The sequence below is a fragment of the Verticiella sediminum genome (assembly GCF_007558815.1).
Taxonomy (GTDB): domain Bacteria; phylum Pseudomonadota; class Gammaproteobacteria; order Burkholderiales; family Burkholderiaceae_B; genus Verticiella; species Verticiella sediminum.
Genome location: NZ_VLTJ01000004.1, coordinates 89,501 through 102,332, shown reverse-complemented (window position 1 = coordinate 102,332; position 12,832 = coordinate 89,501). Strand labels below are relative to the sequence as shown.

Sequence of the window (12,832 nt, the reverse complement as noted above, 5' to 3'; positions counted from 1 at the left end):
GCTTCAGGACGCGGCCACCACCGTGCCGAGCGCGATGGCGCAGAGCTTCTCCGACTCGCCATTCACGACGAAGATGTCGCACTGGCACACCGCCTGCCGTTTCCCCATGCTCTTGGTATGGGCGCGCGCTATCAGGTGGCTGCCCACGGCCGGGCGCAGGTAGTTGATCTTGAATTCGGACGTGAGCGCGTTGCCGCCCAGCGACAGACCGCCGGCGAAGGTGATCGCGTTGTCGGCCAGGTAGCTGACAGCGCCGCCGTGCACGAAGCCATGCTGCTGCTTGATCTCGTCGCGCACGGCGAGGCGGATCACCGCCAGCCCGGGCTCGGCCTCGACGAGTTCAGCGCCCATGTGCCGGCTGAACGGCTGCGAAGCGAACACGTGGTGGGCGAATTCCTGCAGGTCTTCCATGACGCCTCCCCGGCGGATACTTCCGGAAAGACTAACGCCGGAGGGGTGTGCGCGCCAAGCCGCCGAGCCGGGGATGCCGCCCGGCGGCCAGCCCGGGGAGGTCGGCGGGCGCAGACTCGGCGGATCAGCCGTTGCCGCTGCCGCCCAGCAACGCGCCGGCGAACTCGGCGGCGACGAAGGGCTGCAGGTCTTCGACTTCCTCGCCCACGCCGATCCAGTAGACCGGCACCGGGCGCACACCGTTCGCGCCCGAGGCCACGGCGGCGAGGATGCCGCCCTTGGCCGTGCCGTCGAGCTTGGTGACGACCAGCCCGGTAAGGCCGATCGCATCGTCGAAAGCCTTGATCTGCGCCAGCGCATTCTGGCCGGTGTTGCCATCCACGACCAGCAGCACCTCGTGCGGCGCATCGGCGTCGGCCTTGGCGATGACGCGGCGGATCTTCTGCAGCTCGGCCATCAGGTGCAGTTGCGTGGGCAGGCGCCCGGCCGTGTCGACCATCACCACGCCCATGTTGCGCGCGCGGCCGGCGTGCACCGCGTCGAAGGCGACCGCGGCGGGATCGCCGCCGTCGGCCTGCGCGATCACCGCCACGCTGTTGCGCTCGCCCCATTGCACGAGCTGCTCGCGCGCGGCGGCGCGGAAGGTGTCCCCGGCAGCCAGCAGAACCTGCTTGCCCTCGTTCTGGAAATGCCGTGCGAGCTTGCCGATGGAGGTGGTCTTGCCCGCCCCGTTGACGCCCGCGATCATCACCACGACCGGGCTCGCCCGATCCAGATCGAACGCGCGCTCCAGGGGCGCGAGGTGCTCGGTGAGCAACTCGCGCAGGACTTCCTTGACCCGGTTGCCGTCCTCGATGCGTTCCTTGCGCACGCGCGCGCGCAGCGCGGTCAGGAGCTTGTCGGCGGCGTCGACGCCGGCGTCCGACATGATGAGCGCGGTCTCCAGCTCCTCGAACAGATCCTCGTCGACTTTCACGTTGACGAAAAGCTGCGTGAAACTCTGCCCCGTCTTGGCCAGGCCCGAGCGCAACCGCGTCAGCCAGGACGTCTTGGCGGCAGTGGCGGCCTCCTGCGCAGCGACAGCCGGCGCCGACGCCTCGAACTTGGCGCGCGTGGGCGGCGGCCCGGGGCGCTGGCGCGGTTTGCCGCCGACGACGGGCGTGGGGGTGGCGGCCGGTGCCGGGGTGGTGACGGGCGCGGTGGGCGTCGGGCGGACGGTAGGGGCGGTGGGGAGGGCAGGGACTGCGGATGCGGCCGGCGGACTGGCCGGCACCGCGGCAGGCGCAGGCGCGGCCGGGGGCGCGAAGCTCGGCGGTTCGGTGCTCGCGCGCGCCGGCGGGTCGGCGGCCGGCGGCGCGGCTGGGGGCAGAGCGGCTGGCGGTGCGGCCGGCGCCGGCGTCGGGGCGGACGCCGCGCCAGCGGTGGAGGCGGCGGGCGCCACGGATGGCGCGGACACGGCGGGCGCGGGCGTCGTGGACGCAGGCTCGGATGCGGAGGCCTGCGTGGCGGGCGGCGGCGCGCTGACGGGCGTGCCGCTGGGCGGCTGCGCCGGGGGCGCTGCCGGTATCTCTACCGTCTGCGGCGCGACCCGCGCCTCACCCGGAGGAAGCTCGCTGGCCGCGGGTTTGGGGGGTTCCTGCTCGACGTGCCGCCCCCACCCACCGGCGTCCGGCACCGCGGGCGGGGCGGGCGGTGTCTTGGTCTCGGGCGCTGGCGTGGGCGGCTGCTTCTTGCGGAAAAACTTGAACATGTGGCCTGAATGGCGGATTCATGGGGAAGATGGCCCCGATGATAGTCTTTTCTGCGTACCGAACCCGGCCTGCGGCGCGGCGCGCGGGTTACGATCGCCTGCCCGGCCCTTGCTCCCTCGCCATGCCCGCTCGCAAACCTCCACCCCGACAGGTCCGCATCATCGGCGGCCAGTACCGCCGCACCCCGCTGCCGGTGCTCGACGCCCCCGGGCTGCGGCCCACGCCCGACCGCGTGCGCGAAACGCTGTACAACTGGCTGTCCCATCTGTGGGATGGCGAATTCACCGGGCGCCGCGTGCTGGATCTGTTCGCCGGCACGGGCGCCCTCGGCTTCGAAGCCGCTTCTCGCGGCGCTGCCGCCGTCACCCTGGTCGAAGCCGGCGGCCAGCTCGCGGCGGCCCTGCGCGCGACCCGCGACAAGCTGCACGCCCACCAGGTGGACGTCGTCGTCGGCGACGCCATGGGGTTTCTGGCGCGCCACAGCGGCGCGGCATTCGACCTCGTTCTGCTCGACCCACCCTTCGGCGAAGACTGGCTCGGTCGCCTCTGGCCGGCCGTGGAACGCGTCGTCGCCCCGGGCGGTCTGCTCTATGTGGAGAGCGAAGCCGCGATAGCGCCGCCCCCCGGCCATGTGCTGCTGCGCGAGGGCAGGGCCGGCGCAGTGCACTACCGTTTGTTGCAAAGGACGGCCGACAGCGCCACACTATGACCCCCTGGCGGCCCGCTCGAGAGCGCAGCATGATTGCTGCAATGCACGATTTCGAGAAATAATCGCGTCAACGGAGACTCGGCGGCGGACACGGCGCCCGTCCGCCGCGACGAACCCCCAAGCCTGGCGTGCGACCGAACGCGCTGCGGCTCAACAAAGGAGAAGCCGATGATCGTTGCCGTGTACCCCGGCACTTTCGACCCCCTCACGCGTGGCCATGAAGATCTGGTCCGCCGCGCTGCGACGCTGTTCGACAAGGTCGTCGTCGGCGTGGCGCACAGCCATGCCAAGAAGCCGTTCTTCACCGTCGCCGAGCGCCTGGACATCGCGCAGGAAGTGCTCGGGCACTATCCGAACGTCTCGGTGGAGAGTTTCGGCGGCCTCCTGAAGGATTTCGTGCGCTCGCAGAACGCCCGCGTCATCCTGCGCGGCCTGCGCGCCGTCTCCGACTTCGAATACGAGTTCCAGATGGCCGGCATGAACCGCTATCTGCTGCCCGACGTCGAAACGCTGTTCCTCACGCCGTCCGACCAGTACCAGTTCATCTCGGGCACCATCGTGCGCGAGATCGCGCTCATGGGCGGCGACGTCGGCAAGTTCGTCTTTCCCTCGGTCGAACGCTGGCTGCAGAACAAGGTCCAGCAGATGGGCGGCCCGCTCAAGGGCGAGTGAGCGCACCGGCGCTGCACGGCGCGCGCCCCTGATTCGGGCGGCCGCGGGCAGCGCCTGCCGGAATGTGGTGCAATAACGTCTTTGGCCCACGCCTGACGGCGTGCGCGGCTGCCCGGGCATCCCCTCGCTTGCCCGCCCGCCGAGGCCGGACGAGCGCACCGCCGACGGTGCCCGTCGGGCCGCCCTTGCGCATTTCCTTGCATACCATGGCCCTGCTCATCACCGACGAGTGCATCAACTGCGACGTTTGCGAGCCCGAGTGCCCGAACGACGCCATCAGCATGGGCGCCGAATACTACGAGATCGCCGCCTCGCGCTGCACCGAATGCGTTGGCCACCACGACGAACCCCAATGCAAGGTGGTCTGTCCGGTGGAGTGCATCATCGTCAATCCCGAAGCCGTCGAAACCAGCGAGCAACTGCTCGCCAAGTACGAGCGCCTGACGGCCGGTTGACGCGCGCCGCCTCTGGCGCGTTCGACCCTGGCGCTTCGCGGCAAGGCATGCCGCGCGCCTTGTGCCGCCTCGTGCCGTCGCCAAGGCCAGCGGCGCAACGCAGTCTTGGCGAGCGCATCAGCCGAACGCGGCCGATAAATCCAGCTCGCGCAGCAATTGCGCGGTCTCTTCCGCCAGCCGCGTGCCGGGCCGCTTGGCCGGGCTCGCCAGCACGAGATCGTTAAGGATTTCCGGCTGCACGATGCGCGCCATGCGCAGCTCCGGCGTACCCGCCACCGCGGATCTCGGCAGCACCGCATACGCCTGCGCGCGCTCGGCCAGTTCCTGGATGGTGCCGACGGCATCGACTTCGGCCACGACATTCAACTGCACGCCGTGCCGCCGGCAGGTGCGCTCGAGCAGCGTGCGGATCGCATTGGGCAGGCTGGGCACCACCAGCGGGTAGCGGCCGAGCCTGGCCACGGGCACCTGGCGAGGCAGGCGCGGTGCGAGCGCGGGCGAGGCCGCCAGCACCAATGGCTCGCGAAACAGCGACTCCACGGCCAATTGCGGCGAGGGCGCCGGATCGTACAGCAGCGCCAGCTCCAGCCGGCCGGCCAGCAGCGCCTCGCGCATCTGCGCGCTCAGGCCCTCCGCCACCGTGATCGCCGCGCCGGGAAAGCGGCTGCGAAATGTGCTGACCAAGGTGGGCGTGATGACCTGCGCCACCCGCGGCGGCAGCCCCAGCACCACCTTGCCCACCGCCGCGCCGTCCATGTCGCGCACGTCCGCCACGGCGCGCTCGGCCATGCCCAGCAAGGCGCGGCCGTGCCCGAGCAGGCGCAGGCCGGCCTCGGTGGGCTCCACCCCGCGGCCGTTGCGCAGCAGCAGATGGCGGCCGAGTTCGGCCTCGAGCAACTGCACCTGCCGCGACAGCGAGGGCTGGGACACCCCGAGCAGCTCGGCGGCGCGCGAGAAGCTGCGCTGCTCGGCAACACGCACGAAATAGAGGATCTGGCGTAGTTCCATGGTGAGATATAGCAAGTTCCTATAACAGAAATCCATGATATGCCATTGCCCGACGTAAAGCACCTCGTCACCATGCGGACATGATTGCATCCGCCCCGTCTCTCGTACCCGACTGCCGCGCCCCCATGGCGCAGCCGAGCCGCCCGGCGCAAGCGCTGCCCGCGGGCAGTTGGGACTGCCACTGCCATGTGTTCGGCCCGCACGCGCGCTTTCCGTTCGCGGCAGCGCGCCGCTATACGCCGCCCGACGTGCCGGCAAGCGCGCTGTACGCGCTGCATGCGCACCTGGGCGCGACGCACGCCGTGCTGGTACAGGCCGCCTGCCACGGCACCGACCACAGCGCACTGCTCGACGCCATCGCCGGCAGCGGCGGCCGCTATCGTGGCGTCGCCCTGCTGCCTGAAGACGCCACCGCGGATACCGTGCGCCAGCTTCATGAAGGCGGGGTGCGCGGCGCGCGGCTGAACTTCGTCGCGCACCTGGGCAAGCCCCCTTCGCCCGAGCGCCTGCGCCGCGTAGTGGCGCTGATCGCGCCTTTCGGCTGGCACCTGTGCGTCCACATCGACGGGGCGGCCCTGGTCGAATGGCTGCCCGAACTGCGCCGGCTGCCGATTCCCTTCGTGGTCGATCACCTGGCCCGCGTCGCCGCGGCCGACGGGCTGGCGCAGCCGGCCATGCGCGCCCTGCTCTCACTCGCGCAGTGCGCCAACGCCTGGGTGAAGGTGTCGGCGATCGACCGGGTCGCCGGCGGCCAGGCCCCCTTCACCGCCGGCCTGCCCTACGTGCGCGCCGTGCTCGAGCACATGCCCGAGCGCAGCCTGTGGGGCAGCGACTGGCCCCACCCGAACATCCAGGGCGACATGCCCGACGACGGCCGCCTCGTCGATCTCTTCTTCGAGGCCTGCCCCGACGCCGCCCTGCGCCAACGCGTGCTCACCCAGAACCCGCTCGCGCTCTACCGCGACTGATACGCGCCCAAGAACACCCATCAGGAGACATTCATGTACCGACAATTACTTCCGCTCGCCCTGTCCACCGCGCTCGTCGCCGCCGCTCCCGCCGTCCAGGCCCAGGAGCCGATCCGCCTGGTCGTCGCCTTCACGCCCGGCGGCCCCGTGGACATCGTGGCCCGCACCCTGGCCGACCCGCTCGGCAAGATCCTGGAACGCACGGTCATCGTCGAAAACCGCCCGGGCGCCAACGGCAACATCGCCGCCAGCTACGTCGCCAAGGCGGCCAAGGACGGCTCCACGCTGTTCCTCACCAGCGTGGGCGCCGTCTCGATCAGCCCCGCGCTGTACGCCAACCTGCCCTACGACCCGCAAACGGATTTCGCGCCGGTCAGCCGCGTCGTGAACAACGCCACGGTCTTCGTGGTCGCCGCCAGCAACCCGGCCACCGATGCCAAGGACTACGTCGAGCGCGCCAAGGCCGCCAAGCAGCCGCCTGCGATCGGCTCGTCCGGCGTCGGCAGCATTCCCCATCTCACGCTCGAGATGTTCCGCGACGCCTCCGGCGCCCCGGTGATGCACGTGCCCTACAAGGGCGCCTCCCAGGTCATCGGCGACGTCATCGGCGGCCACGCCGACGGCTTCTTCGGCGACGTGCCGGGCCTCATCGGCCAGATCCGCGCAGGCGCCCTCAAGCCGCTGGGCCTGGCCAGCGCCCGGGAACAGCCCGCGCTGCCCAACGTGAAGACGCTGGCCGAACTGGGCATCCCGGACGTCGAATCCAACAACTGGTACGGGCTGCTTGCGCCCGCCGGCACGCCCGAGGCCACCATCGAGCGCCTGAACCAGGCCGTGCGCGACGCGCTCGCCCAGCCCGACGTCCAGGGGCGACTGGAAGAGTTCGGCGCCGAGGTCGCGCCGTCCAGCCCGCAGGAGCTGGCCGAGTTGATCGAGTCCGACCGCCGCAAGTGGACGGACCTGATCGAACGCAAGCAGATCCAGCCCTGAGCGCCCGGAGGCGATCGCCGATGTCCCGACCTCGTCTTGCCCCCATCGCGCCGGGTACGCGCGCAGCGCTCGCCTCCCAGGAGGCGCGCATCCTCGCCAGCCGCGGCCGCGTCTCACTGCTCTATCAGGTGCTGCTGCACAGCCCGCCCGTGGTCGAGGGCTGGGAAGCGCTGCTCACCGCGATCCGGCAGAAGACCACGGTGCCGGCCGACCTGCGCGAACTCATCATCCTGCGCATCGCGGTGCTGAACCGCGCGCCCTACGAGTTCGAGGCGCACGTGCCGCACGCCGAGGCGGCGGGGCTGCCCGCCGCCGTGGTCGCCTGGCTGCGCACGCCCGAGGGGCCGCCGCCGGCCGAGCTGACGTCGGCGTACGCCGAGGTGCTGGCCTACACCGACGCCATGACGCGCGACATCGAGGTGCCGGATGCGGTGTACGCGCCGTTGGCCGCGCGCCATCCGGAGCAGACCCTGCTCGAGATCACGGCCACGGTGGCGGCCTACAACATGGTGTCGCGCCTGCTCGTGGCGCTGCGCATCGGCCACTGAGGAATAGCCATGTCCATGCTCCAGCTCCTGATCCGCTGGCCCGGCGAACACCTGGACACCGCGCAGGCCCACGCCTGGGTGGCGGCCCAGGTGGGCGCGCCGTCAGCCCGGGTATTGCACGCTGTCGATGCCCCGCTCACCTACGTGCGCGTCGCACTTGCCGAAGCACCCGCCCCCGAGCGCGTGGCCGCCTGGCTGGCCGCCGCCCAGGACCGCAACCCGGGCGCCGAACTCGCCCTGCTGCGCCGGACACTGACCCGCCCGGGCGCCAGCGCCGGCCGGCCCGCGCCCTGGCACTACGTGGTCGAGACCGACGTGTCCGCCGACGCCGAGGCCGACTTCAATGCCTGGTACGACCAGGAACACCTGCCCGGGCTGGCCGGCGTGCCCGGCACCGTGCACGCCGAGCGGCACCTCGCCGCGCACGGCGTACCGCGCTATCACGCGAGCTACGACCTCCAGACGCGCGAGACCTTCGGCAGCCCGCCCTGGCTCGCCGTGCGCGCCACGGCGTGGAGCGACCGGGTACGCCCGAATTTTCGCAACACCCGTCGCATCATGTTCCGCGACGCGGGCTGACACCGCCCGCGCCGCGCTTTCCCGCCGGGACGCCCACAGCGTCCCGACCGCTTCCGTTCGTCCATAACACCCTACAGGAGACATCCATGCGCATGCGCCGACGACTCGCCGCCCTGCTCGCCACACCCTGCCTGCTGCTGGCCGCCCATGCCGGCTTCGCCAGCGAAACCGCGTCCGCCCAGGCCAACGCCACCCTCGCGCAGACCACGCTGGTGCAGCGTGGCGACGTACAGATCGAGGTCCATGCCGACGGGGCCGGCCCCACCCTGCTCCTGCTGCCTTCGCGCGGGCGCGGCGCCGAGGACTTCGACGTGCTCGTGCCGGGCTTCGTGGAGGCGGGCTACCGCGTGCTGCGTCCCGAGCCGCGCGGCATCGGCCGCAGCCGCGGCCCGATGGACGGCATCACCCTGCACGACTACGCCGAGGACGTCGCCGCGGTGCTGCGCCACTTCGATGCGGCGCCCGCCGTGATCGTCGGCCATGCCTTCGGCAACTGGGTGGCGCGCACCACCGGCGTGGATCATCCCGATCTCGTGCGCGGCGTGGTGATCGTCGCGGCCGCGGCCAAGAACTACCCGGACGGCATGGCCGAGCACGTCGCGCGCAGCGCGGACCTGTCGCTGCCGGACGACGAACGCCTGAAATCCATCCAGTACGCCTTCTTCACGCCGGACTTCGATGCCTCGGTGTGGCTGCATGGCTGGTATCCCGAGGTGAGCCGGGCGCAGCGCAAGGCCGGCCTCGCCACGTCGCAGGAAACCTGGTGGTCGGGCGGCAGCGCCCCGCTGTTCGACCTGCAGGCCGGCAACGACCCGTTCAAGCCGGCCGCCAGCCGCAACGAAGTGCGCGACGAATTCGGCGAGCGCGTCACGCTCGCGGTCATCCCGGACACCGGCCACGCCCTGATCCCGCAGGCGCCGCAGGCCGTGGTCGACGCCATCGTGGCCTGGGAGCGCAGCCTGCCGGACGCCGAAGCGGTGCGCGCCCGCCAGGAGTAGCCCCCCTACGCGCTGACGCGCGCTCCCCAGGGGGCGGAGCCGGATCCGCTGTGCCCTGGATGGTGTGGCGTGCTTGCCTGCGTCGTGGGCGGAGGCTGAGGGGAACGCCCCCACACTCACTGCGTTCGCTGCCCCCCAAGGGGGGGTCAGCCTCCTTCGGGCGGCCGGACGGAGGCTGAGTGCATCACGAAGCCGCGGGGCGGTTGACCGCGGCCAGAGCGGCCAGCGCGGCCGCTTCCACCGGCCGGGGATCCACCCGCCAGCGCCGCCGCGGCGCGCGCAGGCTGTGCTGCGCGCGATACGCGGCCGGGGTCGTCCCGGTATGCCGCACGAACACGCGCCGGAAGGCGGCCGGATCGACATAGCCGCAGGCGAGCGCGATGGTGGCGACGCTCTCCAGCGTGATCTCGAGCAGGACCTTGGCGCGTGCGCAGCGCAGCCGGTGCAGATGGTCCAGCGGCGTATGGCCGAACTCCTGCTGGAAGTGGCGCAGCAACGTGCGCGGACTCACCGCCGCCGCGGCCGCCAGTTCGTCGAGGCAATAAGGCTGGTCCAGGCGCTGTTCCAGCCAGCAGATCGCCCTGGCCAGCGTGCCGGCGCGTGTGGTTGGCACGTGCTGCCCCTGCATGGCCACGATCGCGGCGCGGGCCCGCTCCGGGTCGGGCCGCAGCAGGCTCGCCAGCGCCTGCCGGGAGGCCGGATCGAGCACCTCGCGCGCGAGCGCCATGGCCAGGCCGCCGACATTCGCGGCCAGCGCAGCGCTCAGCCAGGGGCCGTCCTCGACCACGTCTTGCTCGGCGTCCAGCGCTACCTCGGGGAACTCGGCGCCGAAGGCGGCCACGTAGAACCAGGGCAAGGCCAGCCGCCGCCCCGCACAGCGCCCGGAACGCGCCGCCAGCCAGGCGCCACTGCCGAGCAGGCAGACCTTGCCGCCACGCTCGGCCAGCGCGCCCAGCCGTACGCTCAGCGGCGCCAGCCGCTCGGCGGCCGTGCGCACGCTGGGAATGTCCGGGCAATGCAGCGAGGTGACGAACATCGCATCCGGCGCCGCCCCGCCGGCCCCGCCTTCGTCCGCATAGGGCAGGTGCATCAACGGCGTGCCCGCGGCGTCCACCCAGCGCCAGGCGAATCGCGCCGCGCGCCGGCCCTGGCGCAGGCTCGCCATGAGATTGGCGCCGCGCAGCAGCTCGACGAAATGCGCAGCATGCCCGACGGCCGCTTCCGGAAAGCACGGGATCTCGACCACATACACGGCCGGCATGGCGATTCTGCCCCCTTGAATGGCGGTATTGCCTCGTTCACACAAAGCCTCGTCCTTTTAGCATGTGACGATCACAACCACCGCGACCGAGACCGGCATGCATCCCCTTCCCCGCTCCCTGCGCCGCTGCGCGCTCGCCCTGGCCGCCGGCGCACTGCCCCTGGCCCTGCACGCGCAGAACCTTTCCTCTGCGTCCTATGACGGCCTGCGCGAGGCCGTGGACCGCGTCGCGCCGCAGATGGTGGAATGGCGGCGCGACATCCACGCCCACCCTGAGCTGTCCGGCCAGGAAGAACGCACTGCCAAGCTCGTCGCCGAGCACCTGCGCAGCCTCGGCATGGAGGTGCAGACCGGCGTGGGTGGCCACGGCGTGGTCGGCACCCTGCGCGGCGCCAGGCCCGGGCCCACGGTCGCGCTGCGCGCCGACATGGACGCCCTGCCCGTGGCCGAGCGCACCGGCCTGCCCTTTGCCTCCACCGCCAAGGCCGAGTATCTGGGCAACGAAGTGCCCGTGATGCACGCCTGCGGGCACGACGCCCACGTCGCCATGCTGATGGGCGCGGCCAGCGCGCTCGCCGGCCTGCGCGACGAACTCGCCGGCACGGTGCGCTTCGTGTTCCAGCCCGCCGAGGAAGGCGCGCCGGTGCAGCCGGACGCCGAGGGCAGGACGCCCGCCTTCGGCGCGCGCGCCATGATCGACGACGGCGCACTGCAGGGTGTGGACGCCATCTACGGCCTGCACATCACGGCCAACCTGCCCAGCGGCACCCTGGGCTATCGCAGCGGGCCCATGATGGCCGGCTCCGACAGCCTGACCATCCACGTCCATGGCCGCGGCGGCCACGGCTCTTCGCCCTGGAACGCCGTCGACCCGATACTGGCCGCCAGCCAGATCGTGGTCGGGCTGCAAGGCATCGTCAGCCGCCAGCTCAACATCAGCCAGGAACCGGCCGTGCTCACCATCGGCTCGATCCACGGCGGCACGCGCAGCAACATCATCCCCGACGACGTCGAGATGCAGGGCACGCTGCGCACCTTCGACGAAGGCATGCGCGAGCAGGCGCACCAGCACATCGTGCGCACCGCCGAACACATCGCCCAGGCGAGCGGGGCGCAGGCCCGGGTGCGCTTCGGCCCGGTCGCCTATCCCGTCACGACCAACGACCCCAAGCTCACGGACGCCTCGCTGCCCGCGCTCGAACTCGCCGCCGACGGCAAGGTCACCGTCGTGCCCAAGGTGAGCGGCTCCGAGGATTTCTCCGAGTTCCAGAAACAGGTGCCGGGCTTCTTCTTCCTGCTCGGCGCCCCGCCGGCGGGCAAGGACTACACCAAGGCGCCGCCCAACCACTCGGCCGAGTTCGACGTGGACGAGCAGCAGTTCCCGGTGGGCGCCCGCGCGCTCGCCACGCTGGCGATGGACTACCTGGCGCGTTCGGGGCAGGCGGCACAGCGTTCCGCGCGCTGATTCCCGGGGTACGCAAGGCCGGGCGCTCAGCCGCGCAGCGAGACAGCGGCCGCCTCCAGCGCGGCAACGACGTGGCGCTGCTGCGGCGACAGCGTCGTTGAAGCCCACATCACGCCGACATCGGTGGGCACGCCGGCAAAGCGCAGCGGCAGCCGGCGCAGTGCGCCGTCGGCCTCCAGCGTGCCCGCGATGTGGCGCGACGTCAGGAACAGGCAGCCTGCTTCGAGCGCCATCACCCGATTGGTGAGCGGCGAAGCCGATTCGAGCAGGGGCGGCGGCGTGGCCAGCCCGGCTTGGGCAAAGGCATTGTCCAGCGTGTCGCGCATCGGCGAACCCGCCACCGGCAACACCCAGGGCTCGGCGGCCACGTCGGACCAGCGCAGCCGGGCACGGCCCTGCAGCCGATGGCTCGCGCTGGCGAGCACGGCCACGTCCTCGGCGAACAGCGTATGGGTCGGCAGGCCCGCATTGCGCGCGACGCGGTCCAGGCGCGCGACGAGCAGGTCCATGCGGTGCTCGCGCAACTGCGGCAGCAGAACGTCGAGCGTGCTCTCGCGCAGGCGCACGTGAATGCCGAGATTGCGCTCGCGCAGCCAGCGCAGGGCCGGCGGCACCAGCACCGGAGCCAGCCCCGGCAGCACGCCCAACTGCACCCAGCCCAGGCCGCCCTGCTGCAGGGCGTGGATCTCCGCGCGCGTGCGCTCGGCCTCGCCCATCACGCGCTCGGCGTGGCGCAGCACCGCCTCGCCCGTCGCCGTGGGCGCAAGACGCCGCGTGGTGCGCTCGAACAAGGGCGCACCGAGGTCGTCCTCCAGCTCCCGCAGCCACTTGGAAAGGCCGGGTTGAGTGCTGGCCATGACCGCGGCGGCGCGGCTCAGGCTGCCGGTGCGCCGGATCGCGAGCAGGATTTCGAGGTGCCGCAGCGAGAGGCGGCGCAGCCAGGCGGGCAGATCGGCCATTCATGTCCTCTTGGGTATGAATAAAGGGTGATTATTCATTAGAAATGACAGGGCGACG

General features: G+C 71.6%; 14 protein-coding genes. 9 read left to right on the top strand and 5 right to left on the bottom strand.

Features of this window, described 5'->3' with window-relative positions; all coding sequences use genetic code 11:
* Positions 1–3: 3 nt before the first annotated feature.
* Positions 4–411 carry a PaaI family thioesterase gene (locus FOZ76_RS02255; protein ID WP_143946501.1) on the bottom strand — a complete coding sequence of 136 codons (408 nt, stop codon included), beginning with the start codon at positions 409–411 and terminating at the stop codon, positions 4–6.
* A gap of 124 nt (positions 412–535) precedes the next feature.
* A complete protein-coding gene (gene ftsY, locus FOZ76_RS02250) occupies positions 536–1,684 on the bottom strand; it encodes a signal recognition particle-docking protein FtsY (RefSeq protein ID WP_425473225.1) in 1,149 nt (382 codons plus the stop codon).
* A 599-nt stretch (positions 1,685–2,283) separates the two neighbouring features.
* On the opposite strand from ftsY, the gene rsmD reads away from it, so the two are divergent.
* The 3 genes from rsmD (at position 2,284) to FOZ76_RS02235 (ending at position 3,998) form a co-directional block, all read left to right on the top strand.
* Complete coding sequence (rsmD, locus tag FOZ76_RS02245) at positions 2,284–2,871, top strand: 16S rRNA (guanine(966)-N(2))-methyltransferase RsmD (RefSeq protein WP_143946499.1); 588 nt, start codon at positions 2,284–2,286, stop codon at positions 2,869–2,871.
* 168 nt (positions 2,872–3,039) lie between these two features.
* Positions 3,040–3,543 (top strand): pantetheine-phosphate adenylyltransferase, encoded by a 504-nt coding sequence (gene coaD, locus FOZ76_RS02240; protein WP_143946498.1) that lies wholly within the window; start codon positions 3,040–3,042, stop codon positions 3,541–3,543.
* 206 nt (positions 3,544–3,749) lie between these two features.
* Complete coding sequence (locus FOZ76_RS02235) at positions 3,750–3,998, top strand: YfhL family 4Fe-4S dicluster ferredoxin (protein WP_143946497.1); 249 nt, start codon at positions 3,750–3,752, stop codon at positions 3,996–3,998.
* Positions 3,999–4,115: 117 nt separating this feature from the next.
* On the opposite strand, the gene FOZ76_RS02230 is transcribed toward FOZ76_RS02235, so the two are convergent.
* Complete coding sequence (locus FOZ76_RS02230) at positions 4,116–5,006, bottom strand: LysR family transcriptional regulator (RefSeq protein ID WP_143946496.1); 891 nt, start codon at positions 5,004–5,006, stop codon at positions 4,116–4,118.
* 80 nt (positions 5,007–5,086) lie between these two features.
* Between FOZ76_RS02230 and FOZ76_RS02225 the strand changes: the two genes are divergently transcribed.
* The 5 genes from FOZ76_RS02225 (at position 5,087) to FOZ76_RS02205 (ending at position 9,089) form a co-directional block, all read left to right on the top strand.
* Positions 5,087–5,974, top strand: coding sequence for an amidohydrolase family protein (locus FOZ76_RS02225; RefSeq protein WP_211365946.1), 888 nt, complete (start codon positions 5,087–5,089; stop codon positions 5,972–5,974).
* A 33-nt stretch (positions 5,975–6,007) separates the two neighbouring features.
* Positions 6,008–6,964: a Bug family tripartite tricarboxylate transporter substrate binding protein gene (locus tag FOZ76_RS02220; protein WP_143946495.1), complete on the top strand. Its 957-nt coding sequence runs from the start codon at positions 6,008–6,010 to the stop codon at positions 6,962–6,964.
* Between the two features lie 20 nt (positions 6,965–6,984).
* Positions 6,985–7,512 (top strand): carboxymuconolactone decarboxylase family protein, encoded by a 528-nt coding sequence (locus FOZ76_RS02215; protein ID WP_143946494.1) that lies wholly within the window; start codon positions 6,985–6,987, stop codon positions 7,510–7,512.
* A 9-nt stretch (positions 7,513–7,521) separates the two neighbouring features.
* Positions 7,522–8,091: a DUF4286 family protein gene (locus FOZ76_RS02210; RefSeq protein ID WP_143946493.1), complete on the top strand. Its 570-nt coding sequence runs from the start codon at positions 7,522–7,524 to the stop codon at positions 8,089–8,091.
* Between the two features lie 86 nt (positions 8,092–8,177).
* On the top strand, positions 8,178–9,089 hold the full coding sequence (locus tag FOZ76_RS02205) for an alpha/beta fold hydrolase (protein ID WP_246129253.1): 912 nt from the start codon (positions 8,178–8,180) through the stop codon (positions 9,087–9,089).
* Between the two features lie 184 nt (positions 9,090–9,273).
* Here FOZ76_RS02205 and FOZ76_RS02200 read toward each other — a convergent pair whose 3' ends face one another.
* Entirely contained in the window at positions 9,274–10,350 is a 1,077-nt protein-coding gene (locus FOZ76_RS02200) for a GlxA family transcriptional regulator (protein ID WP_143946492.1), read from the bottom strand.
* Positions 10,351–10,447: 97 nt separating this feature from the next.
* Here FOZ76_RS02200 and FOZ76_RS02195 point away from each other — a divergent pair, with 97 nt between their 5' ends.
* Complete coding sequence (locus tag FOZ76_RS02195) at positions 10,448–11,815, top strand: amidohydrolase (RefSeq protein ID WP_143946491.1); 1,368 nt, start codon at positions 10,448–10,450, stop codon at positions 11,813–11,815.
* Between the two features lie 26 nt (positions 11,816–11,841).
* Here the strand turns inward: FOZ76_RS02195 and FOZ76_RS02190 are convergent, their stop codons facing one another.
* A complete protein-coding gene (locus tag FOZ76_RS02190; protein ID WP_143946490.1) occupies positions 11,842–12,774 on the bottom strand; it encodes a LysR substrate-binding domain-containing protein in 933 nt (310 codons plus the stop codon).
* Positions 12,775–12,832: the final 58 nt, after the last annotated feature.